At 65.4% G+C, this 18,476-nt stretch carries 14 protein-coding genes and 1 pseudogene; 7 read left to right on the top strand and 8 right to left on the bottom strand.

What is annotated here, in order from left to right; genetic code table 11:
* Positions 1-77 precede the first annotated feature (77 nt).
* From ACTV8E_RS20285 to ACTV8E_RS20250, 8 genes are all read right to left on the bottom strand, one after another.
* Positions 78-1,313, bottom strand: a complete 1,236-nt coding sequence (locus ACTV8E_RS20285; protein WP_443200654.1) for an NADH:flavin oxidoreductase — start codon at positions 1,311-1,313, stop codon at positions 78-80.
* A 75-nt stretch (positions 1,314-1,388) separates the two neighbouring features.
* Complete coding sequence (locus ACTV8E_RS20280; protein ID WP_251837512.1) at positions 1,389-2,990, bottom strand: DUF1302 domain-containing protein; 1,602 nt, start codon at positions 2,988-2,990, stop codon at positions 1,389-1,391.
* Between the two features lie 90 nt (positions 2,991-3,080).
* Positions 3,081-4,694 (bottom strand): FadD3 family acyl-CoA ligase, encoded by a 1,614-nt coding sequence (locus ACTV8E_RS20275; RefSeq protein WP_443200653.1) that lies wholly within the window; start codon positions 4,692-4,694, stop codon positions 3,081-3,083.
* A 19-nt stretch (positions 4,695-4,713) separates the two neighbouring features.
* Positions 4,714-5,733 carry a 2Fe-2S iron-sulfur cluster-binding protein gene (locus tag ACTV8E_RS20270; protein WP_443200652.1) on the bottom strand — a complete coding sequence of 340 codons (1,020 nt, stop codon included), beginning with the start codon at positions 5,731-5,733 and terminating at the stop codon, positions 4,714-4,716.
* 100 nt (positions 5,734-5,833) lie between these two features.
* Positions 5,834-7,522 (bottom strand): FAD-binding protein, encoded by a 1,689-nt coding sequence (locus tag ACTV8E_RS20265; RefSeq protein WP_443200651.1) that lies wholly within the window; start codon positions 7,520-7,522, stop codon positions 5,834-5,836.
* 10 nt (positions 7,523-7,532) lie between these two features.
* Entirely contained in the window at positions 7,533-9,242 is a 1,710-nt protein-coding gene (locus ACTV8E_RS20260) for an FAD-binding protein (protein WP_443200650.1), read from the bottom strand.
* Positions 9,243-9,319: 77 nt separating this feature from the next.
* Entirely contained in the window at positions 9,320-10,507 is a 1,188-nt protein-coding gene (locus ACTV8E_RS20255; protein ID WP_443200649.1) for an acyl-CoA dehydrogenase family protein, read from the bottom strand.
* Between the two features lie 77 nt (positions 10,508-10,584).
* The gene (locus ACTV8E_RS20250) at positions 10,585-12,261 is read right to left on the bottom strand and encodes a methyl-accepting chemotaxis protein (RefSeq protein ID WP_443200648.1); all 1,677 of its coding nucleotides are present in this window, start codon (positions 12,259-12,261) and stop codon (positions 10,585-10,587) included.
* Positions 12,262-12,498: 237 nt separating this feature from the next.
* Between ACTV8E_RS20250 and ACTV8E_RS20245 the strand changes: the two genes are divergently transcribed.
* From ACTV8E_RS20245 to ACTV8E_RS20215, 7 genes and pseudogenes are all read left to right on the top strand, one after another.
* Positions 12,499-13,476: a flavin reductase gene (locus ACTV8E_RS20245; protein ID WP_251837505.1), complete on the top strand. Its 978-nt coding sequence runs from the start codon at positions 12,499-12,501 to the stop codon at positions 13,474-13,476.
* A 36-nt stretch (positions 13,477-13,512) separates the two neighbouring features.
* Positions 13,513-14,304 (top strand): fumarylacetoacetate hydrolase family protein, encoded by a 792-nt coding sequence (locus ACTV8E_RS20240; protein WP_443200647.1) that lies wholly within the window; start codon positions 13,513-13,515, stop codon positions 14,302-14,304.
* Positions 14,305-14,329: 25 nt separating this feature from the next.
* Entirely contained in the window at positions 14,330-15,226 is an 897-nt protein-coding gene (locus ACTV8E_RS20235; RefSeq protein ID WP_251837503.1) for an acetaldehyde dehydrogenase (acetylating), read from the top strand.
* Between the two features lie 10 nt (positions 15,227-15,236).
* A complete protein-coding gene (dmpG, locus tag ACTV8E_RS20230) occupies positions 15,237-16,268 on the top strand; it encodes a 4-hydroxy-2-oxovalerate aldolase (protein WP_251837502.1) in 1,032 nt (343 codons plus the stop codon).
* Between the two features lie 377 nt (positions 16,269-16,645).
* Positions 16,646-17,839: an acetyl-CoA C-acyltransferase family protein gene (locus tag ACTV8E_RS20225; protein WP_443200646.1), complete on the top strand. Its 1,194-nt coding sequence runs from the start codon at positions 16,646-16,648 to the stop codon at positions 17,837-17,839.
* A 105-nt stretch (positions 17,840-17,944) separates the two neighbouring features.
* A pseudogene (locus ACTV8E_RS20220) lies at positions 17,945-18,235 on the top strand (electron transfer flavoprotein subunit beta/FixA family protein); the annotation flags it as partial.
* A gap of 158 nt (positions 18,236-18,393) precedes the next feature.
* The coding region (locus tag ACTV8E_RS20215; RefSeq protein ID WP_251837586.1) for a hypothetical protein at positions 18,394-18,476 on the top strand (83 nt) is incomplete at its 3' end.

Here is an 18,476-nt window from a genome sequence, read left to right as displayed (position 1 = left end):
GCTATGGCGAGGAGTGGCAACGCAGTATCGGGGCCTCGGGCGCCGAAATTGACTAACTGAACTAGCCAAACAGGCCACTAGAGCAAGGCGGCCCCGACGCTGTTGAGCTGCGCATCACCCGGCTCGCCCAACACGCAGGACGTGCCGCCCGGCGTGTACATCATTGCCACGCAGCGATTGCACGCCGTGCAGATAGAGTCCCGGCGGGCACCCGACTGCAGCGTGTTGACGTAATCGGGTTCGGCGAGCAGCACCCGCCCGAGCGCGACCGCATCGAAGCCTTGCGCCATCAGGTGTTCGATACCCTCCAGGCTTTTCACCCCACCGATGTACGCCAGCGGCATGCGCACGGCGGCACGGACCTTTCGCGAGTGTTCGAGCAGGTAAAGTTCGCGAAACTGCACCTGAGGCTCCAGCAGGCTCTTCAGGGCCACCACGGCATCGATCAACGGCTTGCCGGTACTGACGCGGTTCTCTTTGGGAAACGACGAGCCGAACATGGTGGTGATCGATTCCACGTTCATTCCCGCGCTGAGTACCAGCAGGTGGGCACCTTCGGCCTCGAGCAGGCGCGCGATGGCGGCGCCATCCTTTGCACGGTTGCCGCTGCGCACGCCGTCGGTGACGCTGTATTTGCAGACCACTGCGAGGTCGCGCCCCACGACGTCCAGTACCCGCCGCAGCACCATGAGCGGGAAGCGCATGCGATTTTCCAGCGCCCCGCCGTAGCAGTCATGGCGCTTGTTGTAGAGCGGTGAGATGAACTGGCTGAGTAGGTAGCCGTGGCCCATGTGCAGCTCGACGGCATCGAAGCCGGCTTCACGCGCCAGCCGCGCGCCGCGCACGAACTCGTCGGCAACCCGTGACAGGTCTGCCTCGGACATGGCCTGCTTGCGCAGCATGCCGCTCAATATTCCGACCTTGTTGAAGCCACCGCTTGCCGACAGCGGCAAGGCGGAACGACTCGGCGGCAGGAACGTGAAGCATCCGCCATGCGTGATTTGCGCCGACGCCGCCGCGCCATGGCGATGCACTGCCTGGGTAAGCGCGCGCAAGTGCGGCAGGCTGTTGTGGTCAAGTACCACCTGATCGGGCAAGGTGCGCCCGTCGGGGCTGACCGCGCAGTAGGCCAGCGTGGTCATCGCCGCGCCGCCGGCGGCGATGCGCTCGTGCAGGCGCAGGGACTGGCCGGTGGGAATGCCGTCGAGCGCCGCGCCTTCATTGGTCGCGGCCTTGATGAAACGATTGCGCAAGGTCAGCGGACCGATGCGCAGCGGCTCGAAGGCCGAAGTGATTCCAGGGGACGTCTGCATGCAAGTTCCTCGCGTGAAGAGCGCGCGGTACAGCGCCGCCGCAGGAGCACCGCGGCGGCGCTGCGTGGCGTCGCCTTAGAAGGAGTACTTGGCGTTGAACGACAGGTAGTCGCGGTCCGCCATCATCCGACCCTTGGCGATGTTCGGCGAGCTGAGGTAGTCGACGTAGGTCATCCCCACCTGGAAGTTGCCCAGGTACTTGAGGTCCGCGCCCAGGGTCAGGCGCTTCTCGGCACGGCCGATGCCCTGCAGGGCGCTGCCGTCGAGGTTCTGCTGCCAGTTGACCTTGGTCGCCAGATCCCAGCCGCTGAACAGGTTCGGGTGCTCCATCTGCGCGCCCAGGCCAAACAGTGTCGAACCACGGGTCTGGCCGTCATAGATAAAGCTGTCGAAGCTGCCGATATTCACACCGTCGACGGTGATATCCACCGGGTCCACGGATTCGATGTGCTGGTGCATCACCTCGCCGAACAGCGAGGTCTGGTGCGCCAGCCAGGTGGGGCCGATCAGGTACATCGCATTGAGGTTCGCCTGCCAGACTTCGCCACGCGCCGGCGTGCCGTTGTCCAGGTAGACCGCCGAGCCATCGCGATAGCTCAGGTCGCCGGCGAACTGCACCGCGTCGCCAATCTTCGAGCTGAAGCTCACGCCGGTCAGCTCCACGTCCTCGAAGTACCCCAGCTTGAAGGTGCCGGGCGCCACGCTGCCGGACAGGGAGGAATAGCGGGTGTCGCCGCCGAAATTGAAGAACAGCGCACCGACGCGCTCGTGGTAACGGTAGTGGAACAGGCCGACTTCGGTGCTGTCGGTCAGGCGGTAGCGCATGCCCAAACCCCACTGGCCGCTGTCGCGCGGCTTTTCCTCGCCCGCATAGGACAGCGCTGTGAATTGCGGATCTCCAGCCGCAAAACGAAAGTACTCGGCGCCAGGGCCGAAGATATCGCTGCTGTTGAAATAATCGCCGACCGGATTGAGCTGCGTTTCTTCCCACTCGTACTGGTAGAAGCCCAGCAATGCCAGGTCCTCGTTCAGCGACCAGGAGGCGGAGAACTGCCCCACCGGCAGGTAAGCGTCCTTTGCCTCGGTGCCCGGTACGTTGAACTTGGTCGCGTCGACCGGCGCCTGACCCTGGCTGATGTTGGGCCAGAACAAGCTCTCGCCCCAGGCCACCAGGTGCCGACCGGCTTTGAGCGAGACGTACTGTCCGTCCAGAACGTCGAAGTTGCCGTACACATAGGCATCGAGCAGGCGCGCGCGGCCGCCACTGTCACGCCGGGTGTCGCGGGTGAAGGTGTCGTTGCGGCCACCTTTGTTCACCGTGCTCGGCGAATCGTTGTCGTTGCGACCGTGGTAGGCCTCATCGTGGAAATGACTGCCGCGCAGCACCGCCCCCAGGTTGTCGTGCCGCACCAGCACTTCGCCGAACACACTGACCCGGTTGGTGATCAGCGAACCGCGATCGAAGTTGCGCGTGCCATCATCGTTGTTGAGGCTTTCGAGGTACTGCTTGGCAGGCTTGCCGGTTCGCACCGACGCGGTGTAGTTCACCGTCAACGTGGTATCGACCGTGGTTCTTTCGCCAATCTCGAAGGAAGGGCCGGCCATCGCCGCACCGCTGGCGATGGCTACCGATACACCCAGCAGATGCAGGGCAAAACTCGCTTTCTTCACGCTCATAGCTATCTCCATTCTTGTTATTGTGCTGCTATCGCTCCATGTGGCTGCCGGTGACCGGCAGGCAGGGAAACTGAGAGTGCCTGCTGCGGCTCAGGTCGCCAGCAGCGCGCGCAGGTCGTTCTTGGCCACCTTGTTGGAAGGGTTCAGTGGGAGTGCCTCGAAGAAGCGCACCAAGCGCGGCACCTTGTAGTTGGCCATTCGCTCACGGCTCCAGGCGATGAGCTCCGCCACCTCCAGCGGCTGGTTCGCGTGGCGTACCACGCAGGCGCAGCCGACCTCGCCCATGCGCTCGTCCGGCACGCCGATCACCGCCACCTGGGCGATGGCCGGATGCTCGAGCAGCACGGCTTCGATCTCTGCCGGGTAGCAGTTGAATCCGCCCACGATGAACATGTCCTTGAGGCGGTCGGTGATCTGCAGATTGCCATGCTCATCGAGACGGCCCACATCACCGGTGTGCAGCCAGCCCTCGGCGTCGATCACCTCGGCGGTGGCCTCGGGGTCCTGGAAATACCCGCGCATGACGTGGAAGCCGCGCAGGCAGATTTCGCCGGTCTCGCCCTGTGGCACAACCTGGTTTTCGGCATTGCGGATACTCACCTCGGTACCGGCGATGGGACGACCGCTGGTGGCGGCGATCACCTCGGCCGGCGCGCCAGGGTCGCAGATGGTCGCAAGGCCGCCGCATTCGGTAAGGCCGTAGGCAGTGGTCACCACCTCGAAGCCCAGCTCGGCGCGCATGCGCTCGATCAACACCGCCGGGATGGTGGCCGCACCGGTGACCGCGACCCGCAGCGAGGAAAGATCCGTTTGCGCCAGTTGCGGATGCGCCAGCATCGACAGGTACAGGGTCGGCGGCCCCGGCAGCACGGTGATGCGGTCCTCGACGATGCGCCGGATAACGACGTCGGCATCGAACACCGCGTGCGGCAAGATGGTCGCGCCAGCCAGCAGGCAACTGATCCAACCGGCCTTGTAACCGAAGGCATGAAAGAACGGATTGACGATCAGGTAACGATCGCCCGGTCCGAGGCCGATCACCTTGCCGTATTCATAAAAGGCGCGAAGCAGCTGGCCCTGTGTACTCAGCACGCCCTTCGGCTTGCCGGTGGTGCCGGAGGTAAAGAGCAGGTCGCTGACGTGCTCGGGTGTTACCGCGGCCATTCTGGCCTGGACCACCTCGGGAGCCAGCGAGGCGCCCTCGGCGAGAAACGCCTGCCACCCCTGCCGGCCATCGATCGAGACACGCTCATCGAGGATGATCTCGTCTTCCAGGCTTTGCGGCCGGAAGGGCTGGAGCAGCTGGGGGTAATCGACTCCCAGGAATTCACGGCACACAAACAGCAGCCGAGCTCCGCTGCGCGCCAGCACATCGGCGGCCTCGGGACCCTTCATGCGGGTATTGATCGGCACCATCACCGCGCCCGCGCAGTGAATGCCGAGGGCAGCGATGATCCAGGCCCGGCAGTTCGGTGCCCAGATAGCGACTCTGTCGCCCTCTTGGATGCCTCGGGCCAGCAGCCCACGGGTCACGGCCATCACCTGTTCGGGGAGCTCGGCGTAGCCGGTGACCACGCCGTTCTCTTCGATGGCGGCAAGCCCGGCAAAGCGCCGCGACGCCTCCGACAGCAGCGCTGGGATGGTCATGGGCGCTGCGGTAGCTGTGGGCTCAAGCAGTGTCTGGGGCGAAGTAGTGTCGGTCATGGTCGGAGTCGCCTGGTGATCATGGGAAACGAATGTGCAATTGGTCGCTGGTGGGCACGGCCTGGCAGGTGAGGATCCAGCCCTCGTCCAGCTCCGAGGGGTCCAGCGCATCGTTGACGAGCAACTCGACCTGGCCTTTTTCCAGGGTGCACATGCACGAGGCACAGCCGCCGACGCGGCAGGCGCTGGGCGGCTTGAGGCCCGCGCGCTCCATTGCCGCCAGCAGGGTCTCTCCGGCCTCGCATTCGAGCTGATGTTGCTGGCCGTCCAGGTCTACCGTGACCGCCGCCGCGGAAGCCGCCTCGCTGGCGGCCACGGGCACGATTTCGCCCTCGCCGGGCAGCGAGACGAAACGCTCGACGTGGATGCTCGGCCCCGGCATGCCCAAGGCCTTCAGCGCAGTGACTGCAGTGTCCATGAAGGGTCCCGGCCCGCAGATGAAGGCCTCGGCCCGAATAAAGGGGCGCGCCAGCTCGGCAAGCTGTTCGGCATTGGGGATGCCCTGGATCGAGTCCAGCCAGTGCACCACCTGTAAGCGGCTCGGATGGGCCCTGGCCAGCTCGCGCAGCTCGTTGCGAAAAATCACCGAGGCTTCGTCGCGGTTGGCGTAGATCAGCAGGATGCGGCCTTTGCCGGCCAGCAGCGCCGAGCGCAGGATCGACAGCACCGGCGTGATGCCGCTGCCGCCGCCGAACAGCAGCAGGTCGCCGTCCAGTCGCTTGGGCACGAACACACCTGCAGGCGCCATGACTTCCAGACTGTCTCCGGCGCGCAACTGGCCACAGAGCCAGTTCGACGCACGCCCGTCAGCGACGCGTTTGATGGTGACCCGCAGCGGCTCATCCAGCAGCGGCGTACTCGACAGCGAGTAGCAGCGCGGCAGCCAGCCATCGCCGTGGGGTACACGCAACGTGAGGAACTGGCCTGGCCGATAACGGAACGCTTCGGCCAGGCTCAGCGGAACCTCGAAGACCAGCGAGCGTGCATCGGCGGTTTCCTCGATGACCTGCGCGACCCGCAGTGCTATGTAGTTGCTCATGGTTCAATACTCATGTGAACGCGCCGACTGGCGCCCAAGCGGACACAGGGCTGAGGCTCTCGTCCGGCGCGGGCGGTGCAGGCGGGCATGCGTGGAATGCTCATACGGAAACCTTCGCCGGCACTGGCGTCGCGGTGGCGGCCGCGACGGCGCGGGCAGCACGCCGACCGGAAAACACGCAGTCGGCCAGGGACAGACCGCTGATGTACATGTGCGAGGGAATGCCGACTGCCGCACGGCCTGCGGCGTAGAGGCCGGGAATCGGCCTGCCGGCCTGATCGAGCACTGCCCCGCTGGTCTCCTCCACCTGCAGCCCGCCCAGGGTCAGTCCGCCCATGGGGTAGGCGGAACTGCTAACGGAAATATCGCAGGCATAGAACGGGCCCTGCTCCAGCACCTGGCGACTGTCCGCCGACTTGCCCATCTCTTCCTCGGCCATGCCCCGCGCCGCGGCGTTATAGCGGGCCAGGGTGTCGGCCAGCGTCGTGGCGTCGGCGCCGATTACCCGGGCCAGCACCTCGATGGTCTTGCCCTTGCGGGCGAAGAGCATCAGCAGCAACGCCGGCATCGTCTGGAACCACCAGTAGCCGCCGCGCAGGGTTTCCTTCAGCGCCTGACGGCGCAGGCGCCGGTCGAGGATCAGCCAGCCCTTGCCGTCGTGTTCCTCGCACAGGCGCACGCCCAGGGTGGCGCCGTAGACTTCCTCGTTGCAGGCGCGTTGCCCAAGGCTGTTCACCACAATGCCTTTGGGCCAGCACAGCGGCGGGCTGAGGAAGCGCCAGGCGGAAACCCGTTCAAGTTGACCGCTGGCCGCGCCGACGCTGCTACCCAGGCGTATGGCCGAGCCGTCGCAACCGGTGGCGCCTACCTTGAAGGTGCGCACGTAGCGGGAGCCATGCTCGCGCATCATCTGCGGGTTGAAGATGAAGCCGCCGGTGCTCAGCACCACGCCACGACGGGCACGAACCGCCAGCGGCCGTGCGTAGTCACGCTCGATACGGGCCAGGCGTCCACGCAGCCGGTCGCTGTAGGCCGGTGCGAGGTTCTGCCAGCGCTCGGCAGCGGCAGCCAGACGAGCATGCTCGCGCGCCTGATAGCTTTCTGCTGGCAGGCACCAGAGCTCAGCGCCCACCACCGCGCCCTGGCCGTCGAGCACCAGGCGGCGAATGGTGGATTGCAGCCGCGTGCGAATGCCGGCGCGCCGGCAGGCGTCGCGCAGCTGATCGTAAAGCACCTGGCCGCTCTGGCCCTTGCCCACGGTGCGATGGCCACGGGGCGCCGGCGAGGCCGGACCGGCGTAGGCCGGCACTTTCTCGTTACCCGAGTAATAGAGGTAGTAGCCATCCGGCGGATAGGAGGTCTTGCCGCCACCGGGCGGCATGCTCGAGCCGTATTCGGCGCCGTGGCTTTCCAGCCACTGCAGGTTCGCCACGCTTTCGTCGCAGAACCGCCGCAAGGTGTCATCGCTGACAACGCCCTGCGTCTCATGGCGCAGGTAATCGAACATGGCCTCAGGCGTATCGGCGAAGCCGGCGGCGCGCTGCTGGCGCGTGCCGCCCCCGGCATAGACGATTCCGCCGCTCTTGGCGCTGGCTCCGCCGCCCTGGAAGCGGTCGGCTATCAGCACGTCGAGGCCCTGCGCGTGACCTTCCAGTGCGGTGCAGGCACCGGCGGCGCCCCAACCCGCCACCAGCAGGTCGCAGGCATCGTCCCAGGCATGGCGATCCGCATCCTCGACGCGCAAGGGCGGCAGAATCTCGGTCACGCTATCGTCATCGTAGGTGCTCATGTTCTGCTCCTCAGCGCTGGCCGGCCAGGTGTCCAGCGGCGATGTAGCCGAAGGTCATGGCTGGGCCCAGCGTGCCGCCGGCGCCGGGATAGGTGGTGCCGAACACCGAGGCGGAGGTGTTGCCGATGGCGTACAGCCCCTCAATCACCTGGCCAGTGGTGCGCAGAACCTGGGCATGCTGGTTGGTCAGCAGCCCGCCCTTGGTACCAATGTCTCCGGCGTCCATGCGCATCGCGTAGAACGGCCCCTTCTGCAAGGGCGCCAGGCAGGGATTGGGCTTGACGTCAACGCTGCCGTAGTACCGGTCGAATACGTTGCCACCGCGGCCGAACTCCAGGTCCTCGCCGGTCCGGGCGAAACCGTTGAGACGCGCCACGCTCGCCGCCAGACCTTCCGGGTCCACGTCGATCTGCCGCGCCAGCGCGTCGAGGGTGTCCGCCTTGAAATACAGGCTGTTCAGCCACGCGGCCGGCAAACGCTCATCAGGCATGATCTGCGATGGCATCAGCGGCCCCATGGCGTAGCGGAAGCGAAAACGCGCGTCGAAGATCACCCAGGCCGGCAGCGATTGGCCGTTGGTGGCCTGGTTGTCGCGATACATGGCGGCGACGAACTCCAGGTAAGGCGCCGCCTCGTTGACGAAGCGCTGGCCTCGATTGTTGACGACGATGGAACCGGGAAAGGCGCGCTCGGCGAAGATCGGCCGGGGCTTTTCCTCGCCCGGCACGGCGATGGTCGGCGCCCACCAGCCGTGTTCCATGAGATCCGTGGCGGCATTCTCGGCCAGCGCGGCTTCCAGCGCGGCACCGGTATTAGCGCCGGGTGGCGTCGCGCTCCAGGCCTCGCGGGTGGGCTTGGGCAGGTAGCGCTCGCGAAGAGCCTGGTTGCGCTCGAAACCACCAGAGGCAAGGATCACCCCACGCGAGGCATGCAGTTCGATCAACTCACCATCACGCTCGACGCGAACGCCGCTGACACGTCCGTCCGTTACCAGCAGCTCGCGAAAATCGGTTCGCAGCCACAGCGGCACCTGGCGATCCATCAGCGAACGGCGCAGCGAAGCCACCAGCGAAGCCCCCAGGGCGGTTCGGCGATCCATATCGGTCTTGCGCCGCCACTTGAAATCCAGGCGATAGCGCAACACCAGACCCAGGAGCACGAAACGCCAGCCGAAACTGCGCGACATGGCCTTGTGTGCCTGGCGCGCGGTCCAGGCGATCTTGCCCATCAGCAGCGTCGTCGCCGAGGCCGGCCGCAGGTTGTCGAACTCCTCCTCGAGCACGCTGGCATCGAAGATTTCCGGGTCCAGCGAGCGTCCGCCGGGCAAGGCGCCGGGCAGATGCGGGTAATAATCGGGGTACTTCTCGGCGACGGCAAAGCGTACGCGACTGCGCTCCTCGAGCTCGCGCACCATTCGAGGGGCCTGTTCCAGGTAAGCGCGCAGGCGGGCTTTGTCGACCCGGTCGCCAACCGCAGCCTGGAGATAGGTCCAGGCCTTGTCGAAGCTGTCGTTGCCGCCCTTGGCCTGGAAATGGTGGTTGTTCGGAATCCAGATGCCGCCGCCGGAAATGGCCGAGGTGCCGCCGTACTGGGTGGTCTTCTCGATCATCAGGACCGACAGTCCTTCGTCGGCGGCGAAGAGTGCCGCCGTCATGGCACCTGCGCCGGAGCCTACGACGATGACGTCGTAACGGGTTTCAGTCGAAGCTTGGCTTGTCATTGTTGTTTTGCCTTGCACGAGAGAGGGAATCCATCGCCGCACCGCTGGCATCGGGATGCCAAACGGTACGGTCGCCGTCAAACGAAGGGATCGGGGTTGGGCAGACCCAGCAAAACCGCGCCGTAGCTGCGGCCGTAGGCCATGTAGTTGTTGGCGATATGCCCACGCGCCTGGTGCAGGTCACGGAAAATCCGCGCCACCGGGTTGCTGCTGTACAGCCCGGAGGCGGCCATGCAGCGCAGCAGCTCGTTGACCTTCTCGGCGCAGATGTTGGTCACGTAGGAGGACTGGAAGCGGTACAGCAGCCGCGTCTCCACGTCCGGGTACTCATTTACCTGCGCCAGCTGCATCAGCTGCCCGTAGTTGCGCTCCAGCACCAGCTTGAGCATGTCCAGGGTGATGGTGGCGTCGGCCACGGCGTTCTGCGCGCCTGGGTCCTCGGCGGTCTTGGCGCCGTGCTTGCCAATGTGCTGCGCGGCATTGCTACGGAACTCGTTGATCGCGCCCTGCAGCGCACCCATTGCGGAGGTGGACACCGCGCGGGCGAAGATCTGGGCGAAGGGAATGGCGTAGATCGGATTTGTATTGACCAGGCGGCCCGGGGTGGCCTCCAGCGTCCAGTTGTTGGTGCGCTGGACCCGGTAGGCCGGCACGAAGGCGTCTTCCACCACGATATCGTGGCTGCCGGTGCCGCGCAGACCCAGCACGTCCCAGTTGTGTTCGATGCGGTAGTCGCTGCGCGGCACGAGAAAGGTGCCGTGCTCGGCGGGCTGGTCGCCTTCAGGCGGGACGATGCCGCCCAGCAGACACCAGCTGCAGTGTTCGCTGCCGCTGGAGAAGCCCCAGCGCCCGCTGATGCGGTAGCCACCGTCGACCGGGGTCACCTTCGCCACCGGCATGTAAGTGGAGGACATCAGGGTGCCGCTGTCCTCGCCCCACACATCGCGCTGAGCCTCGAGCGGGTAGCGCGCCAGCTGCCAGGGATGCACGCCGAGCACACCGTAGACCCAGGCGGTGGACATGCAGCCCTCGGCGAGGGTCATCTGGATTTCGAAAAAGGCACGCAGATCGATCTCGTAACCACCGAAGGCCTTGGGCTGCAGGGCACGAAACAGCCCCGCTTCCTGCATATCGGCAATGGTTTCGACCGGCACCTTGAATTCGCGCTCAGCCTGGGCTGCACGCGCCTTGAGCTGCGGCACCAAGCGCCGTGCGCGCTCGATCAATTCGATTTCCTGAGGCGTTTTTTCCCGAATCGCAGTCATCCTTCAGCTCTCTCTTGTAATGCGCAGTTGCGCAGGCGTGACTGGATAATCGGATGCGAGGAGGAGACGATTCATCGTCAAAGCGGACTAGTCGCAACGTCGGAGGGCGCGCTCTCGACAATGAAGCGCGCCGACAGGCGAGCCAGCTCGGCGGCCAGGCGGTCCAGATCCGCCGCCGCCACGGCGCCGCGTCCGGCGCTCTGCGACAACTCCCGGGTGCCATTGGCCACCCCCTCGACCTGCTCGGTGATCTCGCGCATGGCCTCGGCCTGGGCCTGGACGACATCGCCAATGCCGCTCACCGCCTCGATCACCTGCTCGGTGCCGTGCCTGATCTGCGCGATCGAGGCGCCGGCCTTGTCCGCCAGGCCAACCCCATCCCGAACCCGCTGTACGGCCTTATCCATGCTGCGCACCACATCCTGGGTGCCGTTCTGGATGCGCGCGACGATGTCGCCGACATCGGTAATGGAGTTCCCGGTTCGCCTGGCCAGCAGACGTACCTCATCGGCCACGACGGCGAAACCACGGCCTTGCTCGCCCGCCCGCGCCGCCTCAATGGCGGCGTTGAGCGCCAGCAGATTGGTCTGCTCGGCCACTTCCCGGATGACCCCGAGCACGCTGCTGATGTCGCTGGAAAGGGCGTCCAGTTCACGAATGTGCCGCGCCGTGTCCGCCACCACCTCGGAGATGCCCTGCATCTCGTCGCTCATGGCACGAACGGCGTCTTCACTCTCGGCGGAGCGACTGGCCGATTCCACAGTGATCCGCCGCGTGGCCTGCGCATGGGTCTCGACCCGCTCAATCGAGCGCGACAGCTCCATGACCAGCCGGGACATGGCGTCGACCGCCACCGCCTGCTGCTGTGTGGCAACCGACGAGCCGGACGCCACGTCAGCCATTTGCCGCGCCTCCCGCTCCAGGCGCTGCATCTGCTCGCGCACAGCAGCGATCAGCCCGCGCAGGCTGTCCCGCATCAACGCCATATCGCGCAGCATGCTGCCGACCTCGTCCTGGCCCAGCTGGGGGACGGGACGCGACAGGTCGCCCGCCGCCATGGCCCCCAGGCTGTCGCTGGCCACGGCAAAGGCGCGCCGCAGGCGGCCCACGACGGAGAGCGCCGTCAGGCCGCCAGCCACCACGCCCAACACCGCAAGCGCCAGGTAGGCCATCATCACCCACTGGTAGCGCCGCTCCGCCGCTCGATAGTCCTGTTCGGTGAGAGCCCGCTGAGCCTGGCGCAGACCGTCCAGCGCCCGCATCGCCTGTTCGCCCAGCGGCATGCCGATACCGAGAAACGCAACCATGCCATCGGAGCGGAAGTCATCCAGGCGCAGCGACGCCAGCACGCTGTCGAGTTCCAGCAGCCATTCCGCGTAACTCGCCTCGAACGCCTCGGCATGCGCGGGCTCGCCGGGCCAGCTGGTCGCTCGCGCCCAGAGCCCGGCAATGGCCTGGTTGTTGGCTTCGATGGCATCCAGATGCACCCCGACCGGACGCTCATGGGCTCGCACCAGCTGCCCGCTGGGGTCGTATTGAAAGGCCAGCAGCACCAGCCGGCGGTTTTCATCCAGACGCCGACCGATCTCGGCGAAATCCTCCAGGGCCCGCAGCCGCTGGTCATGCACCACGCGCAGGCTGTCGCGTGCTTGGTAGAGGCCATGCCAGCCCAGCGCCACGGCGGAGAAGAACAGAAAACTGGCAAGCACGGCCCAGAGCCAGAGGCGCTGGGCGATGGTGATCCGGTTGAGCATCGGGATGTCCTTGTATGGCGGAATTGACCGCGCCAGTCCCAGTGAGCGCACCTCGCGCAGGCGCGGGGCGCGCTCAGACCGGGCGCCAACGCCGGAACATGCCGCCCCACCAGGGACCGCGCCACGTCCAAACGGACGACCCGAACGGCGACTCCAGCGTTAGTCCGTTAAGACGATGCTGGCCGACCATGGCCTCTCGATACTGAATTCACGTAATCCCAGCTCGGCGGGCAAGCCATGAACGCAAACACCAGCTTCGATCCTCAATCCTTTCGCGCCGCCCTCGGTACCTTCACTACCGGGGTCACCATCATCACCAGCCGTGGCGTAGACAACGAGCCAGTGGGTGTTACGGCGAACAGCTTCAACTCGGTTTCGCTGAACCCACCCATGGTGCTCTGGAGCCTGGCCAAGAATGCCAGGAGCCTTTCGACCTTCAGCCAAGCGAAACACTGGAACGTCCACGTGCTGTCCCATGAGCAAGAAGAGCTTTCGAGCCGCTTCGCCCGCCAGGGTGAGGACAAGTTCGCCGGCATCGAGCTGGACAAGGGCATCAGCACCGCACCTCTTCTGCCGCAGTGCACCGCCCGTTTTCAGTGCCGCACGGCGTTCCAGTACGAAGGTGGCGATCATGTGATCTTCGTCGGTGAAGTGCTGGCCTTCGATTACTGTGATCGCGCGCCCCTGGCCTTCCAGAGCGGCCAGTACGCGCTCGCCACGCGCCAACCGGGCAATGCCCTGCGCCTGGGCAGCCCGCCGCCCCCCGAATGCAGCTACACCGAGGACCTGCTCGGCTATCTGCTGGGGCGCGCCCATTACCAACTGCTCGACGAGCTGCGTCAGCGCCTGAGTAGCCAGCAACTCGACGAGCATGCCTTCTTCGTGCTGTCGGTGCTGTGCATCCGCGATTCGCTGACGCTGGAAGAGCTCGACCAGTTTGTCGGCTACACCGGCTATTCCGTCACCCCGGCCACCATGCGCTTTCTCGAGAAGCAGGGCCTGGTCGCTATCGAACGGATCGCCGGAGTGAACCGCTATGTGCTCACCGGCACCGGACGCGAGGCCTCGCTGGAAGAAATCGCGCTGGCCAAAGCGGTCGAGCAGGACGTGGTGGCGCGTCTTGGCGAGGTGGACGCCAAGATGCTCAAGGTCCTGCTCAAGCGCCTGATTGCCACTACCGATTGCGGCCTTCCGGACCTCTGGGGTCCGCGCTAAGACCGCCCCACCCATCGCACTGACATGAGCGCGCTTATGAACCTTAACCTGATCGAGACCCTGGGCGACGAGCTGTTCGACGCCCTGCAAGGCCGGCGAACCCTGTCGCCCCTGACCGAGCGTCACCCGGATATTCAGCTCGAGGATGCCTATCGCATTTCCCTGCGCTTTCTCGAACGCCGGCAGCAGCTCGGCGAGCAGATCGTTGGCAAGAAGATCGGCGTCACCAGCAAGGCCGTCCAGGACATGCTGAACGTGCACCAGCCCGACTTTGGCTTCCTCACCGATCGCATGCAGGTCGCCGACGGCAGCGACGTCGGCTTCGCCGAGTACCGCCTGGTCCAGCCCCGCGCCGAGGGCGAGATCGCCTTCATTCTTGGCGAGGACCTGATCGGCACCGACATCAGCGCCGACGACGTGCTCAATGCCACCCAGTACGTCGCGCCCTGCTTCGAAATTGTCGACTCGCGGATCGACAGCTGGAAGATCCGCATCCAGGACACCGTCGCCGACAACGCGTCCTGCGGCGTCTTCACCCTGGGCGCGCAGCGCATCGATCCCCGGGAGATCGACCTCGCCCAGGTGCGCCTGGAGCTGTTCAAGAACGGCCATCCCGCCGGCAGCGGTCTGGGCAGCGCCGTGCAGGGCCACCCCTGCGCAGCCGTCGCGTGGCTAGCGAACACCCTCGGCCGGCTGGGCATCCCTTTTCGCAAGGGTGAAATCATCCTCTCCGGCGCCCTGGCTCCTCTGGTCCCGGTCGCCGCCGGCGACCGGGTCAGCCTGACCCTCAGCGGACTCGGTGAATCCAGCCTGCGCTTCGTCGAGTGACCTGCATCTCAATCAGGAGAACACCATGAGCAAGAAAATCCGCTGCGCCCTGATCGGGCCCGGCAATATCGGCACCGACCTGCTGTACAAGCTCAAGCGCAGCGAGGTATTGGAGCCGGTCTGGATGGTCGGCATCGACCCGTCCTCCGAAGGCCTCAAACGCGCCGAGGAACTGGGCCTGAAAGTGACCGCCGAGGGCGTCGACGGCCTGCTGCCGCACATCAAGACCGATGACATCCGCATCGCCTTCGATGCCACCTCCGCCTATGTGCATGCCGAGAACAGCCGCAAGCTCAACGAGTTGGGCGTGCTGATGATCGACCTGACCCCCGCGGCCATCGGCCCCTACTGCGTCCCACCGGTGAACCTCAAGGACAACCTTCGTGCCGGGGCGATGAACGTGAACATGGTCACCTGCGGCGGCCAGGCCACCATTCCTCTGGTGGCGGCGGTGTCGCGCGTGCAGCCGGTGGAGTATGCCGAGATCATCGCCACCGCCGCGTCCAAGTCGGTTGGCCCCGGCACGCGCAAGAACATCGACGAGTTCACCCGCACTACAGCCAGTGCCGTGGAGCAGGTGGGCGGCGCGAAAAAGGGCAAGGCGATCATCGTCATCAACCCGGCCGAGCCGCCGCTGATCATGCGCGACACCGTGCATTGCCTGGTGGAAGGCACGCCGGACGAAGCGGCGATCACCGCATCGATCCACGCCATGATCGCCGAAGTGCAGAAGTACGTGCCGGGCTATCAGCTGGTGAACGGGCCGGTGTTCGACGGCAATCGTGTTTCCATCTTCATGGAGGTGGAAGGCCTGGGCGATTACCTGCCCAAGTACGCCGGCAACCTCGACATCATGACCGCAGCCTCGGCCCGCACCGCCGAGATGTTTGCCGAAGAACTGCTCAAGCAGACCGAGCTTTAAGGAGCGCGCCATGGACCTTTGCGGCAAGAAAATCACCGTACACGACATGTGCCTGCGCGACGGCATGCACCCCAAGCGTCACCAGATCAGCCTGGAGCAGATGAAAAGTATCGCCCAGGGCCTGGACTCTGCCGGCGTCCCGCTGATCGAGGTCACCCACGGCGACGGCCTGGGCGGCAGCTCGGTCAACTACGGATTCCCTGCACACAGCGACGAGGAATATCTCTCGGCGGTCATTCCGCTGATGAAGCGCGCCAAGGTGTCGGCCCTGCTGCTGCCGGGCATCGGCACGGTCGATCACCTGAAAATGGCCCATGAAATCGGTGTTTCCACCATTCGGGTGGCGACCCACTGCACCGAGGCGGACGTCTCTGAGCAGCACATCAGCCACGCCCGCGGCCTGGGCATGGACACCGTGGGCTTTCTGATGATGGCGCACATGAACAGCCCCGAAGGCCTGGCAGCCCAGGGCAAGCTGATGGAAAGCTACGGCGCCAACTGCGTGTACATCACCGACTCGGCCGGCTATTTGCTGCCGGACGACGTCGGCGCCCGGGTCGCCGCCCTGCGCGAGGCGCTCGCACCGGGGACGGAGATCGGCTTCCATGGCCATCACAACCTGTCGATGGGCGTGGCCAACTCCATCGCGGCCATCGGCGCCGGGGCGACCCGCATCGACGCGGCCTGCGCAGGCCTCGGCGCCGGCGCCGGCAACACTCCGATGGAGGTGCTGGTGGCGGTCTGCGACCGCATGGGCATCGAGACCGGCGTCAGCGTGTTCGGCATCCAGGACGTCGCCGAAGATCTGGTAGTGCCCATCATGGACTTCCCCATCCGCAGCGACCGCGACGCCCTGACTATGGGCTATGCCGGGGTCTACGGCTCGTTCCTGCTGTTCGCCAAGCGGGCCGAGAAGAAGTACGGCGTGTCCGCTCGCGAGATCCTCGTCGAGATGGGCCGCCGCGGCATGGTCGGCGGTCAGGAAGACATGATCGAGGACACCGCGCTGACGCTGGTCAAGCAGCGCCAGGCGAACGCCTGAGCCGATATCTCCCGCACCTATCGACGCATCGAAGGCGCCCATCGGAGGTCGGCGCTCCAACCAGCAAAACGGTAAGGGGGCGGTGATCCGCCCCGATAACCTGGCCACGGTCGGCCACCCATCATTTGCCACTGGCATACCTGGCACCCCTTTTAGCGGGTGCCAGTGCCAGTGCATGTCCAGCTCTTGGGAAGCAGCTCCGAAGGCGTGGAAAGGCAGCATGCTCCCTCGCGTCGGCCAGATTCGCCATACCTCGGCTCAACGCCTCTGACTAAGCCGTGTGGACGATGTCGGCGGCGTTCGACTTCCCAAGAATGCTGGCAACGCATCGCTGCACAGTTGCAGCAACACATCAAACTTCTGGAACGGACGATGTCATGTCAGAGCGCGAAATTCTCATCGTCGGGGCGGTTCGCACAGCCATAGGGACTTTTGGCGGTTCGCTGAAGGATGTTCCCCTCGCCTCGCTCGCCACCACCGTGGTCCGCGCGGCACTGGAGCGTTCCGGGGTCGCCCCGGAGCGAGTCGGGCATGTGGTGATGGGCAACGTGATCCCTACCGAGCCCAAGGATGCCTACCTCAGCCGCATCGCGGCCATCGATGCGGGCCTCCCCGTCACCACGCCGGCCTTCAACGTCAACCGGCTCTGCGGCTCAGGCTTGCAGGCAATCATTTCGGCGGCGCAGGCCATTCAACTGGGCGACACCTCCATTGCCATTGGCGCCGGGGCCGAAAGCATGAGCCGGGGGCCCTTCATGCTCCCCGGGCTGCGTTGGGGCCAGCGTCTGGGCGACGCCAACGCCGTCGATTACATGAATGGCGTCCTGCACGATCCTTGGCAGCAGATCCACATGGGCATCACCGCGGAAAACGTTGCCAGGCGCTATGGCATCAGCCGTGCGCAACAGGACGCCCTGGCCCTTGAAAGTCAGCGACGCGCCACCCGCGCGCTCGCCGAGCAGCGCTTCGCCACTCAGATCATCCCGGTCGAAGTGAGCACGCGCAAAGGCACGCGCCTGTTCAATACGGACGAGCATGTGCGGGACGACGTGACCGCCGAGCAGCTCGCCAGCATGCGCCCGGTCTTTGACAAGGCCGCCGGCACGGTCACCGCCGGCAATGCGTCGGGCCTCAATGACGGCGCCGCCGCCGTGGTGCTTGCCGAGGGCGGCGTTGCGCGCGAGCTGGGGCTGCAGCCTCTGGCCCGCCTCGTGGGCTATGCCCATGCGGGCGTCGAGCCCGCCTTCATGGGCATCGGGCCGGTGCCGGCAATACGGTTGGCGTTGCAGCGGACCGGGCTCGGCCTGGAGCAGATGGATGTCATCGAGGCCAACGAGGCGTTTGCCGCCCAGGCCTGCGCCGTGGCCCAGGAACTCGGCCTGGACCCGGACAAGCTGAACCCCAATGGTTCGGGCATCTCGCTGGGCCATCCGGTGGGCGCCACCGGCGCGATCATCACCACCAAGGCGATTCACGAACTGCAACGCGTGCAAGGGCGTTACGCACTGGTAGCGATGTGCATTGGTGGCGGACAGGGCATCGCTGCCATTTTCGAGAGAATCGACGCCTAGCGAGGATGCATTTCGCTCGGCTGGCACCCGCCAGTTCCGAGCAGCTCATGCGGTTGCTTGTACGACTGGAACTACCAGCGCCATTTGGTGCAACGAGACTTCATTTTGAAAATCATGGTTAATGTAAAAAAGGTGGTCGACTACAACGTCAAGGTTCGCGTCAAGGCGGACAACTCCGGCGTCGATCTCGCCAACGTCAAGACGTCCATGAACCCCTTCTGCGAAATTGCCGTGGAAGAGGCCGTACGCCTAAAGGAAAAGGGCGTCGTTAGCGAAATTGTTGCCGTGTCCGTAGGGCCGAGCGCTGTCCAGGAACAACTGCGCACCGCACTGGCACTGGGCGCCGACCGGGCCATCCTGGTCGAGTCCGCTGACGAGCTGAACTCGCTGGCCGTGGTGGCCGACTACGGCCTGGTGGGCGATCTGTTCGAGATCGTTCCGGAGTTCGGGAAGCTCGTCTGGCCGTTTTATCCGAAACCAGTCTGCGCCTTCTTCGCCTCGTCATGGCAAAGGCTCAGCCTGACTGCGCAACTGATCCGCCCTCAGGAAAGACTATGCACATCGGCATTCCTCTAGAAACTCACACCGGGGAAACCCGCGTGGCTGCGACCCCGGAAACGGTGAAGAAACTCATCGG

The sequence above is a fragment of the Pseudomonas sp. B392_1p genome, from assembly GCF_052245235.1.
Lineage (GTDB): Bacteria > Pseudomonadota > Gammaproteobacteria > Pseudomonadales > Pseudomonadaceae > Serpens > Serpens gallinarum.
This window is presented reverse-complemented; position numbering and strand designations above follow the sequence as displayed.

Coding starts and splice junctions, on each gene's coding strand:
- ACTV8E_RS20285 (WP_443200654.1), bottom strand. CDS start 1,313: ATGCAGACGTCCCCTGGAATCACTTCGGCCTTCGAGCCGCTGCGCATC.
- ACTV8E_RS20280 (WP_251837512.1), bottom strand. CDS start 2,990: ATGAGCGTGAAGAAAGCGAGTTTTGCCCTGCATCTGCTGGGTGTATCG.
- ACTV8E_RS20275 (WP_443200653.1), bottom strand. CDS start 4,694: ATGACCGACACTACTTCGCCCCAGACACTGCTTGAGCCCACAGCTACC.
- ACTV8E_RS20270 (WP_443200652.1), bottom strand. CDS start 5,733: ATGAGCAACTACATAGCACTGCGGGTCGCGCAGGTCATCGAGGAAACC.
- ACTV8E_RS20265 (WP_443200651.1), bottom strand. CDS start 7,522: ATGAGCACCTACGATGACGATAGCGTGACCGAGATTCTGCCGCCCTTG.
- ACTV8E_RS20260 (WP_443200650.1), bottom strand. CDS start 9,242: ATGACAAGCCAAGCTTCGACTGAAACCCGTTACGACGTCATCGTCGTA.
- ACTV8E_RS20255 (WP_443200649.1), bottom strand. CDS start 10,507: ATGACTGCGATTCGGGAAAAAACGCCTCAGGAAATCGAATTGATCGAG.
- ACTV8E_RS20250 (WP_443200648.1), bottom strand. CDS start 12,261: ATGCTCAACCGGATCACCATCGCCCAGCGCCTCTGGCTCTGGGCCGTG.
- ACTV8E_RS20245 (WP_251837505.1), top strand. CDS start 12,499: ATGAACGCAAACACCAGCTTCGATCCTCAATCCTTTCGCGCCGCCCTC.
- ACTV8E_RS20240 (WP_443200647.1), top strand. CDS start 13,513: ATGAACCTTAACCTGATCGAGACCCTGGGCGACGAGCTGTTCGACGCC.
- ACTV8E_RS20235 (WP_251837503.1), top strand. CDS start 14,330: ATGAGCAAGAAAATCCGCTGCGCCCTGATCGGGCCCGGCAATATCGGC.
- dmpG (WP_251837502.1), top strand. CDS start 15,237: ATGGACCTTTGCGGCAAGAAAATCACCGTACACGACATGTGCCTGCGC.
- ACTV8E_RS20225 (WP_443200646.1), top strand. CDS start 16,646: ATGTCAGAGCGCGAAATTCTCATCGTCGGGGCGGTTCGCACAGCCATA.